Raw genomic sequence first — 17,430 nt, 5'->3', positions numbered from 1 at the left:
GGTCGACACGGACCTGGTCGGGTTCCCCCTCCCCCGCTCGCGCACGAGGTGGGTCGTCGTGCGTGCCGGGCAGATCGAGATCAGGCGAGTAGCCCCCCGTCTCCGACCGGACCATGCGCCGCGGCCCTGGCCGCTGAACTCCGTCCGCGCCAACCCCCTCTGGACCGGCCCCCGCCCCTCGCACCGTCACTCCCCGAGGCTCGTGACGACGTCGTACCCGAGCTTGCAGATGAGCGCGCCCACGACGACCACGAACACGACCCGCACGAACCCGCTGCCCTTGGCGACGGCCATGCGCGCCCCGACGTACGCGCCCAGCAGGTTCGCGGCCCCGATCGCGAGGCCCAGCCCCCACAGCACCGCGCCGTACGGGACGAAGAAGATCAGCGCGCCCGCGTTGGTCGCGAAGTTCGCGATCTTCGCGAGCGCCGACGCGGGCAGGAACGCGTACCCCAGGATGCTCACGAGCGAGATGACGAAGAACGTCCCGGTCCCGGGGCCGAGCAGCCCGTCGTAGACCCCGATCACGAGCCCGATCCCGGCCGCGGCCCACCGGTGCCCGTTGCCCTCCCAGCGCAGGTCCATCGTGTGCCCGAGCCGGGGCTTGGCGATCGTGTAGACCGCGACGGCGATCAGCACCACGAGGATGATGGGCTTGAAGAGCTCGGCGGGGATCTTCGACGCGAGCGCCGCCCCACCCACGGCCCCGACGAGGGCCGCGAGCGCCATGGGCCCGGCGGTCCGCAGGTCCGGGCCCACGCGCCGGTAGTACGTCGTGGCGCTCACCGACGTCCCCATGATGCTCGCGAGCTTGTTCGTCGCGAGCGCCTGGACGGGGCTGATCCCGGGGACGAGCAGCAGCGCGGGGAGCTGGACGAGCCCTCCCCCACCGACCACGGCGTCGATCCACCCGGCGGTCAGGCCCGCGAGGACCAGGAGGCAGATCGTCAGGAGGTCGAGCTCGAGCCCGCCCGACCCGGGCAGCACGATCCCGTCGCCCGCGGCGAGAGGCGCGTGCGCCACGAGAGGAAGCGTCGCGGCGAGGTCCCAGGTCACACGGCAGTCTCGCACGACGGCGGAGCGCCCACCCACGAGCCGCGCGGGCCTCCCGCAGGACGCGGACGTCACCCGGGCGGGCGCCCCCACGTCAGGTCACGCACCGCTACGCTCGGCGCCATGACGAGCACAGCGGCTCCCCAGGGGGATCCAGCAGACCACCGACCTCCCGGACAGGCAGACCCACCTTCGACGCCACCCGCACCACAGCCCGCCCCGGACGACGGCGCACCGTCGGGGAGCGGCGCCGTCGGGCAGGAGACGCCCGCGGCACCCTCCACGCAGCACGCGCCCGACGGCGACGCCGCACCCGGCGGGATCGTCGCCGAGGGCGTGCACCGCGCGTTCGGCTCGGTGCGCGCGGTCGCCGGCGTGGACCTCGTGGCCCGGCCCGGCCGGGTCACGGCGCTGGTGGGCCCCAACGGCTCGGGCAAGACGACGCTCCTGCTCATCCTCGCGGGCCTCCTCACGCCCGACGCGGGCACGGTGCGCGTCGCGGGCTCCGACCCGGTCACGCAGAGCTTCGCCACGCGTGCACGCACCGGGTGGATGCCCGACGCGTTCGGCACCTGGGACTCCCTGACGGCGCGCGAGGTCCTCACGACCTTCGCCGCCGCCTACCGGCTCCCGGCAGCGGTGGGGGCAGCGCGCGCGACCGAGCTGCTCGCCCTGGTGCACCTCGAGGAATACGCCGACCGCCCCGCGAGCGTCCTGTCCCGCGGTCAGAAGCAGCGCCTCGGCCTGGCCCGCGCGCTGGTCCACGACCCCGACGTCCTGCTGCTCGACGAGCCCGCGAGCGGCCTCGATCCGCGCTCGCGCGTCGACCTGCGCGTGCTCGTGCGCGAGCTCGCCGCACGCGGCAAGACCGTCCTCATCTCGAGCCACGTCCTGACGGAGCTCGACGAGATGGCCGACGACGCCGTGTTCCTCTCGCGCGGCCGCACGGTCGCCTCCGAGACCGTGGGCGAGGCCGCGACGACGCGCCGCACGTGGCGCGTGCGCGCGCTCGACCCGTTCGCGCTGCACGCCTGGCTCACCGGGGCGGGGGTCCCGTTCGCCGTCGAGCCCGACGGCGCGGCTCTCGTCGACCTCGACAGCGACACCTCGGCAGCGGCCCTCCTGCGCGACGCGGTCGTCGCCGGGGTCCCCGTCGTCGCGAGCGCCCCCGCCGGGGGCATCCTCGAACAGGCCTACCTCGCCCTCGAGGAGGAGCGTCGATGAGCACCCAGCAGTCCCTGTCCCCCGCCCGGCCCGAGTCGCCGGACACCGCCGCGCCCCCGCAGGACCGCGGCGACTGGGCGCTGTCGTGGCACGGCGTCAAGACCGTCGCGACCCTGGAGCTGCGGCAGCGCGTGCGCTCGACCCGCTGGAAGATCGCGCTCGTCGTGTGGTTCGTGGTCGTCGGCGGCATCACGCTCCTGACGTCCGGGGCGCTCTCCTTCATGACCGGGTACGACGACTCCGACGTGCAGCAAGGCCCGATCATCTTCGGGGCCGTGGTCTTCTTCGTCCTGTTCCTCGGTCTGCTCGTGGCCCCGACGCTCAGCGCCTCCGCGATCAACGGCGACCGGAACGCCGGGACCCTCGCGACGCTCCAGGTGACGCTCCTGACCGCGGCGGAGATCGTCGTCGGCAAGCTCGTCGCGGCGTGGAGCGCGGCGCTCGCGTTCCTCGTCGTGAGCGTCCCGTTCATCGCGTGGGCGCTCGTCGCGGGCGGGGTCTCGTTCCTGTCGCTGGTCACGACGGTCCTGCTGCTCGCGGTGCTCCTCGCGGTGGTGTGCGCGATCGGGCTCGGGTTCTCGGCGCTCACGACCAAGACGTCGGGCTCCGCGGTCCTGACCTACCTGACCGTCGCGGGGCTCACCGTCGTGAGCCTGATCCTGTTCGGGCTCACGACCCCGCTCGTGACGTACCAGACCGAGATCAGGGCCTGGGCCGTGGCCGACGACCACGACTGGGAGAGCGACGAGATACCCGAGTGCGAGTGGCAGACGTTCGAGTCGCCGCAGACCCACACCGAGCTCACGTGGTGGTTGCTCGCGGTGAACCCGTTCGTGATCGTCGCCGACGCGGCGCCCGAGACGACGGTCAGCGACGACGAGGAGTACTTCTCGGCGTCCGACCCGCTGTCGCTGATCCGCACGGGCGTGCGCGTCGCACGGATGGGGCCCCAGGCCGAGCAGGACTGGTGCGGCGCGTACGAACCGGGCTACGTGTCACCGGTCGAGAACCCGGAGATCGACGACTCCCCCGTGTGGCCGTGGGGGCTGGGTGCGAACCTGCTCCTGGGCGCGGGCGGTGTGGTGCTGGCCGTGCGGCGCCTGCGGATCCCGTCCGGGAAGCTGCCTCGCGGGACGCGCGTGGCGTGAGGCGTGACGTCCGGACGGGCGCGACCGCGTGGTCGCGCCCGTCCGGCGTCTGCGGGCACCCACCCGTGGGCACGGGCGGCCGTGGTCAGGCGTGCAGGGCGTCGTACTCCGCCTCGGCGGCGACGTCGTCCTCGACGTCGAGGCGCAGGTGCGCGAGCACGAGCTGCAGGACGCGCAGCGCGCTCGCGGCGCGCTCGCCCCACAGCGACAGGTAGGAGAACTGCCACCACCACAGGGCCTCGAGCTCCTGGCCCGAGTCGTAGTGCTGGAGCCCCTTGGCGAGGGCCTCGGCGATGCACGCGATGTCCCCCGACACGGACGCCTGCCCGACGACGGCCCCCAGGACGGGGTCCTCGATCTCCGGGTAGTCGTCGAGCCCGTCGAGGAGCCGGGCGAGCCCCTCGCGCAGCGGGTCGAGGTCCGTCTCCGGGCCCGCGTCGGGCTCGAAGCGCTGGTCGGGCACGACGTCCATCATGGCGCCGAGCCGTGCACCGGCGGCCAGCAGGTCCGACGTGGCGAGGAGCAGGAGCGGGATCGCGGCCTGCGGGGCTGCGCCCGAGGCGACCTCCGCGGTCGTCGTGAGGAAGGTGCGCGCCTGCGCGGACACCGAGGCGGCGACGGACCGCAGGTCCGACCCCACGGCCTCTCCGGTCTCAACCACTGACGACCCTCCGTCCTTCGAACGCCCGCCCGAGGGTCACCTCGTCGGCGTACTCCAAGTCTCCACCCACCGGCAGCCCGGACGCCAGGCGGGACACGCGCAGCCCCATGGGCGAGAGCATGCGCGTGAGGTACGTGGCCGTGGCCTCGCCCTCGACGTTGGGGTCCATCGCGAGGATGACCTCCTGGACCGCGCCGTCGGCGAGCCGGGTCAGGAGCTCGCGGATGCGCAGGTCGTCGGGGCCGACGTTGTCGATGGGGTTGATGGCCCCTCCGAGCACGTGGTACTTGCCGCGGAACTCGCGCGTGCGCTCGATCGCGACGACGTCCTTGGGCTCCTCGACGACGCAGATCACCTCGGCCGAGCGCCGGGGGTCGCGGCAGATGCGGCACTGCTCGGACTCCGCGACGTTGCCGCAGATCTCGCAGAACCGCACGCGCAGCTTGACCTCGGTGAGCGCGTCGGCGAGCCGCCGCACGTCCGCGGCGTCGGCCGCGAGGAGGTGGAACGCGATGCGTTGGGCACTCTTGGGGCCGACCCCGGGGAGTCGGCCGAGCTCGTCGATCAGGTCCTGGACCGCGCCTTCATACACGCCCCCCAGCCTACGTGGCGGCGGCGACGGTCCGGGCCGCGCGACGCTCCGTGCCCGGTGGTCTGCGCCGTCGAGAACGTCCCCTCACCGTCCCCCCCGCGGACCGGCTCCTGGTCGACGGCATGCTCGACGACGTGGCGGCGTGGTCAGTCCTCGTCCGCGACGATCTCCACCTCGAAGCCGTCCTCGTTCTCGAGGTACGCCGCGTAGTGGTCGGGGCCGCCCGCGTACGGGTGGGCGTCGGCGAACATGAGGCTCCAGCCGTGCTCGGACGCGCGGGCCACGAGGTCGTCGACCTCGTCGCGCCGACCGCCCGTGAACGCCAGGTGGTTGACCCCGGGGCGCATGCGGTCGTGCCCCTTGCCGTGGACGGCGGGGCTCGCCTCGAGCACGATGTACGTCGCCCCGCGCAGCCAGCTCTGGCCCGTGGCCCACGTCTGGAAGCGGGTGTAGCCGAGCTCGTCGAGGAGCCACGCCCACGAGCTCTCGGCGGCGTCGAGGTCCTCGATCCACAGCTCGACGTGGTGGAGCTCGCCGCGCGGGCTCAAGTCAGAGCCCGGTGTCGATGGTCTCGTCGATCACGACGCCGCCCAGGAGCTGCGCCACGAGCGGGGCCCCGACCAGGCCCGACGACGCGAGGTCCGGGTCGTCGTCGGACGGCGAGTCGTCGTCCATCGAGACCGAGACGCGCGCCGAGGACTGCCGGGCCTTCTGCTCGGCGGCCTGCCGTTCGAGCGTCTGGCGGCGCGTCTCGCGCACCCCGGGCGCGGGCCCGGTGGGGACGGCGGGCGTGGGGGCGGACGGTGCTGAGGGTGCGGCCGGGCGGGCCACGGCCCGGACGCCCGACGGCGCCGCTCGCCGCACGTCCGCGGGCGGCGGTTCGTGGCCGTCGTCGAGGTCCGCGGGGGGCTCGGTCACGGGCAGGCCCGCGAGCCAGGCCTCGTCGGCCGCGTTGACGACCGGCTCGACCTCGGGGACGGGGGCCGCGGGCCGGGCGACGGGACGCTCCTGGAGGGCGACGTTGCTGTGCTGCGGGGACGCGGCGGCGTCGGCCCCGGCAGGGCCGGTGGCACCCGGGCCGGCCGACCCGTGGGGGGCGCCGGAAGGGTTGGCGGGCGTCGGCGCCGAGACGACGCCGACTCGTTCCGCCGACGCGTGCTGAGCGTTCGCGCCCGATGCCGGTCCGCCCTGGGCGGGAGCAGCCGGTCCAGCGCCGGTCGGCGCAGCAGCCGGTCCAGCGCCGGTCGGCGCGCCGCCACCCGCGGGTCCGCTCGTCGGCTCGTCGCGGCGCGGCGCGGGGGGCGCGGCCGGCGTGGTCGTGCTCGGGCCCGCGCCACCGCCCTCGTCGAGACGCGCCTCGACCCGGACCTGGAAGCCGAGGGTCTGGTAGACGGCTTCCTGGACGGCCCCCGTGTGACGCGACGTGGAGAAGGTCCGTGCGAGGGCGGGCGTCTGGAACGCCAGGTAGAGGGTGTCCGGCGTGAGCTCCCCGACCTGGGCGTTGCCGCTCACGAGCGACCACGTGACCCGGCTCGAGCTGAGGGTCTGGAGGACCTCGGGCCAGCGGCGGCGCAGCACGTCGGTGCTGAGGGCGTCCGTGTCGCTCGACGCGGGGGCGGGCGGCTGAGCGGCTGCCGGGGCGGCGGGCACGGCCTGTGCCGCCGGAGCCTGCGCAGCAGCGGGCTCCGCCCGAGCACCGTCGGGAGCGGCGACCGGTCCGCGGCGTGCAGCCGGGTCGGCCTCGTCGACGGGGGCGACGGCCGGGGTGCGCTCCTCCACGGAGCCTGCGGTGCTGCCGGCGTGTGCGGCATCGTCGACGGCGACCGCCGAGTCGTCCCCGGCGGCGACCGGAGCCGGGGCGGGCTCGTCCGTCCCCTGCTCGCTCGGCGCGGGCTCGGCCGTGCCGACGGGCACCACGACGGGCCAGTCGCCGCTCTCGCCCGGTGCGCCCGAGGGCGCCACGGCGACGGCGTCGCTCGCGGGCGCAGTAGCAGTCGGCACAGCGGGCGCAGCAGCGGTGTCCGCCCCGGCGTCGGGGACCGGCGCCGCATCAGCCGGGACGGCTGCGGGCGTTGCGACCGGGGCCCCCGCCGGGCGTGCGGGCGCAGGGGCGGCCCCCTCCCCCGCCTTGCGGGCCTGGAGCGCTGCCCGTGCGGCTGCGGCGCCGCTGAGTCCGTTCGCGGGCGCGACGGGCGCGTCGTCCTCGGCCTGCGCGACGCGGGGCGCTGCGACGAGCCCCTCGGGGCCTCCCGGTCGCGGCGCGGCGGCGACGGGCGCGAGGCCGCCGGTACCCAGGCCGCCCCGTTCCAACCGGTCGATGCGGGCCGCGAGCCCCGCGGCGCCGTCGTCCACGCCGGGGAGCAGGAGGCGGGCGCACAGGAGCTCGAGGTGCAGGCGCGGCGACGTGGCTCCGCTCATCTCGGTGAGCGCCGCGTTGACCAGGTCTGCCGCACGCGACAGCTCGGCCGCGCCGAGGTTCTGGGCCTGGGCCTTCATGCGCTCGAGCTGGTCGGACGGGACGTCGCGCAGCACGGCGTCCGCGGCACCGCCCGAGACCGAGATGACGATGAGGTCCCGGAGGCGTTCGAGCAGGTCCTCGACGAAGCGGCGCGGCTCGTGCCCCGTGGTGATGATCTGCTCGACGACCCGGAAGATGCTCGCGCCGTCGCGGGCCGCGAGGGCCTCCACGACGTCGTCGAGCAGCGAGGCGTGCGTGAAGCCCAGGAGGTCCACGGCGCGCTCGTAGTCGACGTTCCCGGCCTCTGCGCCAGCGATGAGCTGGTCCATGACGGACAGCGAGTCACGCACCGAGCCGCCGCCCGAGCGGACGACGAGGGGCACCACCCCGGTGCCGATCGTCACGCCCTCCGCGGCGCAGAGCTGCTCGAGGTACGGGCCCAGGACGTCCGGCGGGACCAGGCGGAACGGGTAGTGGTGCGTGCGCGAGCGGATGGTCCCGATGACCTTGTCCGGCTCGGTCGTCGCGAAGATGAACTTCACGTGGGGCGGCGGCTCCTCGACCAGCTTGAGGAGCGCGTTGAAGCCCTGCGGCGTGACCATGTGGGCCTCGTCGAGGATGAAGATCTTGTACCGGTCCCGGGCGGGCGCGAAGGTCGCGCGCTCGCGCAGCTCACGGGCGTCGTCGACACCGTTGTGCGAGGCCGCGTCGATCTCGATGACGTCGAGGCTGCCCGAGCCGCCACGTGCGAGCTCGATGCACGACGAGCACTCCCCGCAGGGGGTGTCGATGGGCGTCTCCTCGGTGTTGCGCGCGCAGTTCAGGGTGCGCGCGAGGATGCGCGCCGAGGTCGTCTTGCCGCAGCCGCGAGGGCCCGAGAAGAGGTAGGCGTGGTTCACGCGTCCGCTGCGCAGCGCCTGCCGCAGGGGTCCGGTGACGTGGTCCTGCCCGATGACCTCGGCGAAGGTCTCTGGCCGGTAGCGGCGGTACAGGGCGGTGCTCACCCCGGCAACTCTAGACGGCGTGGCTGACAGCCCGCACAGCGGGTCCCCAGGCGTGCTGCCCGGGGCCCCGCCGCACGTGCGTCGGCCCACCCGGAGCCGTGCGTCAGCGCCGCAGGACCTTGCGCGCGAGCCAGTTGCCGAAGAACTGGACGACCTGCACGATCACGATGATGACGACGACCGTCACGGCCGTCACGGCCCAGTTGTAGCGCTGGTAGCCGTAGCGGATCGCGAAGTCTCCCAGGCCGCCACCGCCGATGTAGCCGGCCATGGCCGACATGTCGATCACGGCCACGAAGATGAACGTGTAGCCCAGGATGAGCGGCGCGAGCGCCTCGGGGATGAGCACGGTCCGGATGATGCGCCACGGCGAGGCGCCCATGGCGCGCGCGGCCTCGACCACGCCCGGGTCGATGCTCACGAGGTTCTGCTCGACGATGCGCGAGGTCCCGAACGCGGTCATGACGGACAGCGGCAGGACGAACGCCTCGGTGCCGATCGTCGTCCCGACGACCGCGAGCGTCACGGGGTAGATCATCGTCAGGAAGATGATGAACGGGATGGGCCGGACGATGTTGACGAGCACGTTGAGGACGTTGAACACGACGGCGTTCGCCAGCAGGTTGCCCTTGCGCGTGCAGTAGAGCGCGAGCCCCAGCACCAGGCCGCCGAGCCCGCCCGCGAGGAGCGCGATCGAGACCATGTAGAGCGTCTCGCCGAGCGCGTCCCACAGGATCGGCAGCAAGGTGGACCAGTCGCGGTTCATCGCGTGCCTCCGAACGTGCCGGGCTCGGTGCCGAAGTCACCGGGCTGGGTGCCCTGCGTGCCGGGGCGACCGAGCCCCGAGATCCCGGTGCTGCCCGTCCCGGGCCATCTCTCGCTCTGCCAGGCGTCGCGCGGGTCCGGTTCGTCGACCCGGCCCGACGGCGGAGCCCCGGTCGCGTCGTCGGCGTCGCCCGACTCGTCGCTCGCCCCGGCGACGACGCGCGGGTCGTCGCGCGGGTCTGCGGCGGTACCGAGGTCCACGACGTCGGTGGTCTCGGACAGCTCGGTGAGGAACGCCGCGATCGTGGCGTCGTCGCCCGCGAGCTCGAGCGTGAGCGAGCCGAAGGGCCGCTCCCCGATCTCGGAGATCCCGCCGAACACCACGGCGCCGTCGAGCCCGTGCTCGCGCAGGAGCCGGGTCAGGCTCGCGCCCGAGGTCCCGTCCTCGTGGACGCCGACCGTCACGAGGCGCCCGGGGTGCCGGCGGCGCAGGCGCTCGAGCGCCTCGGGGCCGGGCCGGTCGCGCAGCGCGGTCCCGACGAACTTCTTGGTCGCGGGGGCCTGCGGCGACGAGAACACGTCGTAGACCTCGCCGACCTCGACGACCTTGCCGTGCTCCATGACCGCGACACGGTGGCACGTCGAGCGCACGACGTCCATCTCGTGCGTGATGACGACGATCGTCACGCCGAGCTCGGCGTTGACGCGGCGCAGGAGCGCCAGGACGTCGCGCGTGGTCTCGGGGTCGAGGGCGCTCGTGGCCTCGTCGGCGAGCAGGAGCTTGGGCGAGGTGGCGAGCGCGCGGGCGATCCCGACGCGCTGCTTCTGCCCGCCCGAGAGCTGCGACGGGTAGGCCTTGGCCTTGTCGGACAGCCCGACGAACTCGAGCAGCTCGGCGACCCGGGTCTCCCGGCGCGCCTTGTCCCAGCCCGCGACCTTGAGCGCGTAGGCCACGTTCCCGGCGACGGTCCGCGAGGACAGCAGGTTGAACTGCTGGAAGATCATGCCGATGCTCGCGCGCACGGGACGCAGGTCGCGCTCGGAGAGCGCGCTCACCTCGTCGCCGTCGACGACCACGCTGCCCGAGGTCACGGGTTCGAGCGCGTTGATGAGCCGGACGAGCGTGCTCTTGCCCGCGCCCGAGTAGCCGATGACGCCGAAGATCTCACCCACCCGGATGTCCAGGGTGACGCCGTCGACGGCTGCCACGGCGGACGACCCGGTCCCGAAGACCTTCGTCACGTCGCGGAAGCGGACCATCGTGTCCGAGGTGGTGCTCACGGAGGAACCTCTCGTGGGGGGCGGCGGCCGGGCTCCTGGCGGGAGCCGCTCGGCTGCGGCGTGTGCGGGGGCAGGCGTGCGTGGACAGGTCCTATCCAACACGCAGGTCGTGCGTCGGGCGAGGGCGCACGGGTGCCCGACGGTGTCGGGTGAGCGCCGCCGTCGGGCACCTGGGCTGCGCCGGGCTCAGCCCTGGGCGCGGTAGTTCTTCTCGATCCCCGCGAGGATCTCCTGGAGCTCGGCGGCCGAGTTGCTCTTGATGACCGCGGAGTTGCCGGACGACTCGTTCTCGGCGGCGATGACCTCCTCGTTCTGCGAGAGCGCGGCGATCTTCAGGAGGGTCTCGTCGTCCTTGTCCTCGGCGCGGGCGACCCACACGTTGATGTAGGGCTCGGCGGCGGCGGAGTCGGGGTCGTCCTGGAACAGGGCGTCGTCGGGGTTGAGACCGGCGTCCTTGATGAAGTCGTTGTTGACGACCGCGCCGTCGACCGACTGCAGGGCGATCGGGGTCTGCTCGGCCGAGACCGGGGTGACCTTGACCTTGGAGGACGGGAGGACGTCGGCCTCGGTCGACAGCGAGCTGCCGCCGTCCTTGAGCTCGATGAGCCCGGCCTCCTGGAGGACGAGGAGCGCGCGGGCGAGGTTCGTGGCGTCGTTGGGGATCGCGATCTCACCGCCCGCGGGGATGTCCTCGAGCGCGGTGTGCTTGGACGAGTAGAGCGCGAGCGGGTAGACCGCGGTGGCGCCGATGGGCTGGAGGTCGTCGCCGGCCTCGACGTTGTAGCCCGCGAGGAACTGCAGGTGCTGGAACTGGTTGAGGTCGATCTGGCCCTGCGAGAGCGCCGGGTTGGCCTGCTGGTAGTCGCCGAAGTCGACGATCTCGATGTTCAGGCCCTCCTCCTCGGCGACCTTCTCGAACACGGCCCACTTGTCCTCCTGGGCACCGACGACGCCGATCTTGACGACGTCGTCCGCGCCGCCTGCCGAGGAACCGCTGTCGGCGGGGGTCGTGGCGCACGCGCCGAGCGTCAGGGCGGCGGCGCCCACGATGGCGGCGAGGGCGAAGTTCTTGCGGAGCATGGTCTGTCCTTCCGGTGACGAGCGCCGGCGGTTGTCGCGGGGCGTTCGTGAGGGGCATCACGGTGGTGACGGGGTGGGAGGTGGAACGTCCTCCTGCCCGACGACGGAGCGCGCGTCACGAGGACACGTCACCGGTGGTCGGTGGTTCAGGAAGGGATGAGGCGGGCGCTGCGGCGCGGGCTCCGGTCGTCTCCGGGCTGCGCTCGCGAGGCGGGCGGTGCGGTGCTGGGGTCAGGTCAGAGCTGACAGCACATTCGACCGGCGCCACGCAGGACGGAGCGACACGACATTCGGCAGCAGGTGGCTGCGCGGTGCGTCGTGAGCTCGGTGCTCGTGGGGCGGGTCATGGCTCCATGATGCGCACGCTCGGCGCCTCAAAACCACCACGTCGGTCGATAATCCAGATGTTGGACGGAATTTCGACCGCATCGTGGGCACTCCTGGGCGGTCTGGGCCATTTTGCCCGCATTCTGCGGATGACAACTATGACGCAAGCCACATTCTGGCTGCGGAGCGCGTCAGGCCGCCGGGGCCGGGAGCACAGGTGAGCGTCGCCGTCGGGCCGTTCTGCGCGGACGACTCGACCGCGGGCCCGTCGGCCGCGACGGAGCGGCCCCAGGAATCCCCCCGGGCATGCAAGGACCCCCCGTGCACCCACCAGAGCCCACCTGCCCTTGCTGCCTTCCGGCCCTGGGGGAGTTCAGTGAGTTAGCGCCGCACGAGGGGTCTGGACCCAGCCTAGCCCAGGACGGGCCGTCGTCGAAAACCGGCCGACCACCGGCCCCCGCCGCAGGCCGGTCGGCCTCGGACGGTGAGCGCCGCGACCCGCGCCGCAGCGCTCCACGGGGCAAGCCGCGCGGCGGCACAGCGGGCCGATTCGGTCGCAGGCCCCGCGTCCGGTATTCTCGACACGCTGCCTGACGCCCCACGTGGGTCGACGCTGCAGCACGGAGGATTCGCCTAGTGGCCTATGGCGCACGCTTGGAAAGCGTGTTGGGTTAAAAGCCCTCGGGGGTTCGAATCCCCCATCCTCCGCAGACCGAAGGGTCCGCAGCCTGCGCTGCGGACCCTTCGTCGTTCCCGGTGCGGTCCGGCTCAGCCGACCGAGGCGAGCAGACGTCCCGCCATCGCGATCAGCTCGTCACGCGGGACGCCGTCGCCGATGAGCCGCACCACACCGGCCGGGGACGCGTCGATCGAGACGACCGAACGCTCCTGGCCCTCAGGGTCCGAGACCACGGTCACCGGCATCGTGCCCGAGAGCTCGGGGACCGCCTCGGGCGTCCAGTCGTCACCGAGGTGGGCCACCTCGACGCCCGCGTGCACCGCATGGACGTACAGCCCGGGCCCCTGCTCCCCCGGCTCGCCCTGGACGTAGATCGAGCTCGTGGACTCCGAACGGTCGATGACGACGGTCTCGACGAAGTGGAACCCCGCCGGGAGGACCGTCGGGGCGAGCTCGTCCGCCGCGGCCAGCATCAGGGCACCGGTGGGCGTCGACGCGTCGAACGCGGGGAGCGGGGTCACGGGGGCCGCAGCCCCCGGGGTCAGCTCCGCGGTCGCCAGGGGCCGGGCCGGTTCCGCGCATCCCGCGAGCGTCGTGACCGCGAGGCCGAGGCAGAGAGGGAGCACGGTGAGTCGAGTGAGGGGGGCGCGCACCTCCGGATGGTGTCATGCCGGACTGTGAGGGACAAAAGCCTCGGGCGACCACGCAGGTACGTGTCCCAGGCATACTGGCCGGCGTGGCCCACGCAGACCGCTCCCTCCCAACAGACCTCGCGGCGACCTGGCGCGTCGCGGAGCATCCGGTCCATGCCCCGGAGTCGGAGGCGATCCTGTTCCGGTACTACACCGAGGTCAGCGACCGGTTCTTCGGTCACGCGACGCCGCCGGACGATCTCGCAGCGGGCTTCGCCTCCCAGCACTCCACGGGGCTGGCTGCACCCAACGGCTCGTTCCACCTCGCCTGGGCGGACGGCCACGACGGCCCGGTGGCCGTGGGGTGCGCGGGGGTCGAGCTCGCGCACGACGCTCCCGAGCCGACCGCGGAGCTCAGACGCGTGTTCGTCGACCCGGCGTTCCGTGGACGCGGCATCGCCACCGCGCTCCTCGACGCCGCAGAATCGGCGGCACGGGACCGGGGTGCCCTGGTCGTACGGCTCGACACCCGGCACGACCTGGTCGAGGCCCTGGCCCTCTATGCGCGACGCGGGTACGTGGACGTCCCGGCGTTCAACGACGACCGGTACGCGCAGCGCTGGCTCGCCCTGCGGATCTGACCCCGACGAGTCACACGGCAAGGGCTCACTCCGGGTCGCGGGGCAGCATGATCCACAGCACGACGTAGGCCAGGATCTGCGGTCCGGGCAGGATGCAGGACGCGACCGCGATGACGCGGACGAGGGTCGGGCTGACGTCGAAGCGTCGGGCGAGGCCGGCGCAGACGCCGGCGATCACGGCGCCGCGGCGCGGTCTGGCGAGGATGTGGCTCATGTTTCGACGGTACGCCGGGGCCCGGTCCGCGCACATCGGGGACATCCCTGGTCCGCCCCCTGAACCGCCCCGCCTACCCCAGGGCGGTTGTCGTCCTCGCGTCAGCCCCGGGTCATCGGTCCGTGACGCCTCCTTGGCGCCAGCCCTCTTGTGGTGGGCTGAACAAGTGTTTAGCGTGTTGAACATGCGTTCAGCATCGCCGGTCGACGAGCAGGTCCCGGACGCCCCGGACCTCACCGGGCGGGCGCGCATCCGCGACGCCGCCCTGCTCCGCTTCGCGTCCGAGGGCTTCCGGGTCCCGGTCCGCACCATCGCGGCCGACGCCGGGGTCAGCCCGGGGCTCGTCATCCACCACTTCGGGTCCAAGGAAGGGCTCCACCGCGCGTGCGACGAGCACGTCCTCGTCCTCGTCCGCGAGAACAAGCGCAACGTCCTGGGCGACGAGCACGGCAACCGGGGCAGCCCCCTGGACGTCCTCGCGCAGCTCTCGTCGGTCGAGGAGTACGGCCCCGTGCTCGGCTACGTGCTGCGCAGCCTCCAGGAGGGAGGCGACCTCGCCCGGTCCTTCGTGGCCCACATGGTCGACGACGCCGAGGCCTACATCGCGGACGGGGTCGCCACCGGGACCATCAAGCCCTCGCTCGACGAGGCGGCGCGCGCCCGGTACCTCGTGACGCAGTCCCTCGGCACCGTCCTCCTCGACCTCACGCTCCACCCGCCCACCGAACCGGGCGACACCGGCGGGATCGTCCGCGGGTACGTCGACCGCATGGGCCTGCCCGCGATCGAGCTGTTCACCGAAGGCTTCCTCACCGACCGCACGCTCCTCGACGCCTACCTGCGGTACGCGGAGCCGCCGCCCGGCGAGCAGTCCGGCGACCACACCGCCGCGACCGCCTCGTAGCCCGGGACGACGAGCCCGCCGCCCGCACACCGGGGCCGAGCGGCGCCGTCGGGCACGGCACTCCCCCGCCCGACGACGCCGCTCCCCTCCCGCAGGCCCCACCCCTCCCTCACCCGACGAGGAACCATGAGCACCTCAGGACACCCCGCACCGGCGGTCGAGATCCGCGACCTGCACAAGTCCTTCGGCACGACCCGAGCGCTCGACGGCCTGGACCTGACGGTCCGCGCCGGGGAGGTCGCAGGCTTCCTGGGGCCCAACGGCGCCGGCAAGTCGACCGCCATCCGCGTCCTGCTCGGGCTGCTGCGCCCCGACTCGGGCACCGCGACCCTGCTGGGCGGCGACCCGTTCCGCGACGCCGTCCCCCTGCACCGACGCCTCGCCTACGTCCCGGGCGACGTCACGCTGTGGCCCCAGCTCTCGGGCGGCGAGACGATCGACCTGCTGCTGCGCCTGCGCGGCGCGGCCGTCGACGAGCGCCGCAAGGCCCGCACGCTCGAGCGGTTCGAGCTCGACCCGACCAAGAAGACCGGGACCTACTCCAAGGGCAACCGCCAGAAGGTCGCGCTGGTCGCAGCGCTCAGCGCCGACGCCGAGCTCCTCGTGCTCGACGAGCCGACGTCGGGCCTCGACCCGATCATGGAGGCCGTCTTCCAGGACTGCGTGCGCGAGGCGACCGCGCGCGGCACGTCGGTCCTGCTGTCGAGCCACATCCTGGCCGAGGTCGAGGCGCTGTGCGACACCGTCACGATCATCCGCAGCGGCCGGGCCGTGCAGTCCGGGACGCTGCGGGAGCTGCGGCACCTCACGCGCTCCAAGGTCGTCGTGACCGTGGGGGACGTCGCTGCGGGCACGTCCGGCGCGACGGACGCGCTGGCAGACCTGGCCGGGGTCCACGACCTCGTCGTCGACGGCTCGCACGTGAGGTTCCACGTCGACGACGACGCCCTGCCCCGGGTCACGCGCGCGCTCGCCGACCTGGAACCTCACGGCCTGACGATCGAGCCGCCCTCGCTCGAGGAGCTGTTCCTGCGGCAGTACGGCGACGAGCTCGCCCTGCTCGACGGCGAGGCGCTGCGATGACCGCGATCGACTCCGTCGGCCCGGCCGCAGAGACGCCCCGCGCGGGCGCCCCGCCCCTGTCGCTGCGGACGGCATGCACCGGGACGGGGGCGCTCGTGCGCCTCGCCCTGCGGCGCGACCGCGTCCTCCTGCCCGTGTACGTGGCCGTGGTGCTGCTCATGGTCGCGGTCACGTACTCGTCGGTCGCAACCGTCTACGGGACGCAGGCCGAGCGCGACGAGCTCGCCGCGAGCATGGGGACCAACAGCGCCTTCCTGGCGCTGCTCGGCCCGCTCGAGCACACCGGGTCGGTCGCCTCGACCGCCGCGTGGCGCGTGGGCCCCTTCATGATCCTCGTGCTGGGCGTGCTCGCGGTGCTCACCGTGGTGCGTCACACGCGCAAGGAGGAGGAGACCGGGCGGCTCGAGCTCGTGCGCGCCGCCCGCGTCGGGTCGCTCGCCCCGCTCGCGACGGGGATCCTCGTCGCGAGCGGGATGTCCGTGCTCACGGGCGCTCTCATGGCGGCCATGTACGTGGCCCAGGGAGCCGACGGCGCCTCGTCGCTCGCGTTCGGCCTCCAGTTCGCGGCGCTGGGCCTGGCCGCGACCGGCATCGGGGCCGTGTGCGCGCAGGTCGCGACGTCCTCGCGGACCGCCAACACGATCGGCGTCCTGCTGCTCGTCGCGGGGTACGCGCTGCGCGGCGTGGCCGACATCGAGCCCTCCGCCGACTGGCTGCACCGGGTCTCCCCCGTGGGCTGGGTCCAGGAGATCGACCCGTTCGGCGCGAACGCGTGGGGGCCCGCGCTGCTGTGCGTCGCGCTGCTCGGCGTGTGCGTCGTGGTCGCCGCCCGGCTCTCGCTGGGGCGGGACCTCGGCGCGGGCCTCGTCCAGCCCCGGCCGGGGCCCGCGGAGTCGACCTCGCTCGCGAGCCCGCTCGCGCTCGCGACGCGCCTGCAGGTGCCCGGTGTCGTGTCGTGGACGCTGGGAGTCGGCGCGTACTGCCTGCTCGTCGGCTTCCTGCTGGACTCGGTCGACGACATCGCGGGTTCCTCGCCCCAGATGCAGCAGGTCATCGCGCAGCTCGGCGGGGCCGGGGCGCTGGCCCAGGTGTTCCAGGTCGCGATCATGGGCTTCGTCGGGATCGCCGCGGCAGCCTTCGCCGTGACGCTCGTCTCCAGGCTGCACGCCGAGGAGACCTCGGGCCGGGCCGAGATCGTGCTCGCGACCGGCGTCTCCCGGACGGCCTATCTGGCGGCCTCGGTCGTGCTGCTCGTCGTCGGCGTCGTCGCCGTCCCGCTGTGGGCCGGGCTCATGATGGGCCTCGGGCACGCCCTGGTGTCGGGCGGGTGGGGCGTAGCGTTCTCGGACGCGGTCGGTGCCGGGCTCGTGCAGATCCCGGCCGCCCTGGTCGTCGCAGGCCTCGTGCTCGTGCTGTACGGGTGGTGGCCCCGGCTCGTGGCCCTCGGCTGGGGGATCGTGACGCTCGTGCTCGTCGTCGGACAGCTCGGTGAGCTGTTCGGTCTGCCGCAGCCGGTCCGCGACCTGTCGCCGTTCACCCACGTGCCGCAGGTGCCCCTCGTCCCCTTCTCGGCCGGCCCCGTCCTCGCCCTGACCGCGATCGCCGTCGTGCTCGTCGGCGTCGCCGCCGTCGGGTTCCGACGGCGGGACGTGGGCGGGGCGTGACGATCCGGCACGGTCCGCGC

General features: G+C 73.6%; 16 protein-coding genes, 1 tRNA gene and 1 other RNA gene. 7 read left to right on the top strand and 11 right to left on the bottom strand.

Annotated elements, in window-relative coordinates:
* Positions 1-186: 186 nt before the first annotated feature.
* Positions 187-1,023, bottom strand: coding sequence for a TSUP family transporter (locus H9623_RS02060; protein WP_407671819.1), 837 nt, complete (start codon positions 1,021-1,023; stop codon positions 187-189).
* A 153-nt stretch (positions 1,024-1,176) separates the two neighbouring features.
* Between H9623_RS02060 and H9623_RS02055 the strand changes: the two genes are divergently transcribed.
* Both H9623_RS02055 and H9623_RS02050 read left to right on the top strand, forming a co-directional pair.
* Positions 1,177-2,277: an ABC transporter ATP-binding protein gene (locus H9623_RS02055; protein ID WP_193718437.1), complete on the top strand. Its 1,101-nt coding sequence runs from the start codon at positions 1,177-1,179 to the stop codon at positions 2,275-2,277.
* Positions 2,274-3,425: an ABC transporter permease gene (locus H9623_RS02050; RefSeq protein WP_193718436.1), complete on the top strand. Its 1,152-nt coding sequence runs from the start codon at positions 2,274-2,276 to the stop codon at positions 3,423-3,425. Before H9623_RS02055 ends, H9623_RS02050 begins: the two co-directional genes overlap by 4 nt.
* A gap of 85 nt (positions 3,426-3,510) precedes the next feature.
* Here the strand turns inward: H9623_RS02050 and H9623_RS02045 are convergent, their stop codons facing one another.
* The 8 genes from H9623_RS02045 to ffs form a co-directional block, all read right to left on the bottom strand.
* Positions 3,511-4,086: a DUF5063 domain-containing protein gene (locus H9623_RS02045; RefSeq protein ID WP_193718435.1), complete on the bottom strand. Its 576-nt coding sequence runs from the start codon at positions 4,084-4,086 to the stop codon at positions 3,511-3,513.
* Positions 4,079-4,678, bottom strand: a complete 600-nt coding sequence (gene recR / locus H9623_RS02040; protein WP_138822666.1) for a recombination mediator RecR — start codon at positions 4,676-4,678, stop codon at positions 4,079-4,081. The genes H9623_RS02045 and recR overlap by 8 nt, the downstream gene beginning before the upstream one ends.
* A 146-nt stretch (positions 4,679-4,824) precedes the next feature.
* Positions 4,825-5,226: a VOC family protein gene (locus tag H9623_RS02035; protein WP_193718434.1), complete on the bottom strand. Its 402-nt coding sequence runs from the start codon at positions 5,224-5,226 to the stop codon at positions 4,825-4,827.
* A 1-nt stretch (position 5,227) separates the two neighbouring features.
* A complete protein-coding gene (locus tag H9623_RS02030) occupies positions 5,228-8,140 on the bottom strand; it encodes a DNA polymerase III subunit gamma and tau (protein ID WP_193718433.1) in 2,913 nt (970 codons plus the stop codon).
* A 103-nt stretch (positions 8,141-8,243) separates the two neighbouring features.
* Complete coding sequence (locus H9623_RS02025) at positions 8,244-8,906, bottom strand: methionine ABC transporter permease (RefSeq protein WP_193718432.1); 663 nt, start codon at positions 8,904-8,906, stop codon at positions 8,244-8,246.
* The gene (locus H9623_RS02020) at positions 8,903-10,186 is read right to left on the bottom strand and encodes a methionine ABC transporter ATP-binding protein (RefSeq protein ID WP_321575220.1); all 1,284 of its coding nucleotides are present in this window, start codon (positions 10,184-10,186) and stop codon (positions 8,903-8,905) included. Before H9623_RS02020 ends, H9623_RS02025 begins: the two co-directional genes overlap by 4 nt.
* A gap of 186 nt (positions 10,187-10,372) precedes the next feature.
* Positions 10,373-11,266 carry a MetQ/NlpA family ABC transporter substrate-binding protein gene (locus H9623_RS02015; protein WP_193718431.1) on the bottom strand — a complete coding sequence of 298 codons (894 nt, stop codon included), beginning with the start codon at positions 11,264-11,266 and terminating at the stop codon, positions 10,373-10,375.
* 634 nt (positions 11,267-11,900) lie between these two features.
* An RNA gene (ffs, locus tag H9623_RS02010) (signal recognition particle sRNA small type) lies at positions 11,901-11,997 on the bottom strand.
* Positions 11,998-12,215: 218 nt separating this feature from the next.
* Here ffs and H9623_RS02005 point away from each other — a divergent pair.
* Positions 12,216-12,301, top strand: a tRNA-Ser gene (locus H9623_RS02005).
* 60 nt (positions 12,302-12,361) lie between these two features.
* Here H9623_RS02005 and H9623_RS02000 read toward each other — a convergent pair.
* The gene (locus H9623_RS02000; RefSeq protein WP_193718430.1) at positions 12,362-12,925 is read right to left on the bottom strand and encodes a hypothetical protein; all 564 of its coding nucleotides are present in this window, start codon (positions 12,923-12,925) and stop codon (positions 12,362-12,364) included.
* Between the two features lie 83 nt (positions 12,926-13,008).
* Here H9623_RS02000 and H9623_RS01995 point away from each other — a divergent pair, with 83 nt between their 5' ends.
* The gene (locus H9623_RS01995) at positions 13,009-13,545 is read left to right on the top strand and encodes a GNAT family N-acetyltransferase (protein ID WP_321575218.1); all 537 of its coding nucleotides are present in this window, start codon (positions 13,009-13,011) and stop codon (positions 13,543-13,545) included.
* A 25-nt stretch (positions 13,546-13,570) separates the two neighbouring features.
* On the opposite strand, the gene H9623_RS01990 is transcribed toward H9623_RS01995, so the two are convergent.
* Complete coding sequence (locus tag H9623_RS01990) at positions 13,571-13,759, bottom strand: PspC domain-containing protein (RefSeq protein WP_193718428.1); 189 nt, start codon at positions 13,757-13,759, stop codon at positions 13,571-13,573.
* Positions 13,760-13,943: 184 nt separating this feature from the next.
* On the opposite strand from H9623_RS01990, the gene H9623_RS01985 reads away from it, so the two are divergent.
* From H9623_RS01985 to H9623_RS01975, 3 genes are all read left to right on the top strand, one after another.
* Complete coding sequence (locus tag H9623_RS01985) at positions 13,944-14,663, top strand: TetR/AcrR family transcriptional regulator (protein WP_193718427.1); 720 nt, start codon at positions 13,944-13,946, stop codon at positions 14,661-14,663.
* Between the two features lie 126 nt (positions 14,664-14,789).
* On the top strand, positions 14,790-15,746 hold the full coding sequence (locus H9623_RS01980; protein ID WP_193718426.1) for an ABC transporter ATP-binding protein: 957 nt from the start codon (positions 14,790-14,792) through the stop codon (positions 15,744-15,746).
* The gene (locus H9623_RS01975) at positions 15,743-17,410 is read left to right on the top strand and encodes an ABC transporter permease (RefSeq protein ID WP_193718425.1); all 1,668 of its coding nucleotides are present in this window, start codon (positions 15,743-15,745) and stop codon (positions 17,408-17,410) included. Before H9623_RS01980 ends, H9623_RS01975 begins: the two co-directional genes overlap by 4 nt.
* Positions 17,411-17,430 lie beyond the last annotated feature (20 nt).

It is taken from the genome of Oerskovia douganii, assembly GCF_015142735.1.
Lineage (GTDB): Bacteria > Actinomycetota > Actinomycetes > Actinomycetales > Cellulomonadaceae > Oerskovia > Oerskovia douganii.
This window is presented reverse-complemented; position numbering and strand designations above follow the sequence as displayed.

Coding starts and splice junctions, on each gene's coding strand:
- H9623_RS02055 (WP_193718437.1), top strand. CDS start 1,177: ATGACGAGCACAGCGGCTCCCCAGGGGGATCCAGCAGACCACCGACCT.
- H9623_RS02050 (WP_193718436.1), top strand. CDS start 2,274: ATGAGCACCCAGCAGTCCCTGTCCCCCGCCCGGCCCGAGTCGCCGGAC.
- H9623_RS02025 (WP_193718432.1), bottom strand. CDS start 8,906: ATGAACCGCGACTGGTCCACCTTGCTGCCGATCCTGTGGGACGCGCTC.
- H9623_RS02015 (WP_193718431.1), bottom strand. CDS start 11,266: ATGCTCCGCAAGAACTTCGCCCTCGCCGCCATCGTGGGCGCCGCCGCC.
- H9623_RS01990 (WP_193718428.1), bottom strand. CDS start 13,759: ATGAGCCACATCCTCGCCAGACCGCGCCGCGGCGCCGTGATCGCCGGC.
- H9623_RS01985 (WP_193718427.1), top strand. CDS start 13,944: ATGCGTTCAGCATCGCCGGTCGACGAGCAGGTCCCGGACGCCCCGGAC.
- H9623_RS01980 (WP_193718426.1), top strand. CDS start 14,790: ATGAGCACCTCAGGACACCCCGCACCGGCGGTCGAGATCCGCGACCTG.
- H9623_RS01975 (WP_193718425.1), top strand. CDS start 15,743: ATGACCGCGATCGACTCCGTCGGCCCGGCCGCAGAGACGCCCCGCGCG.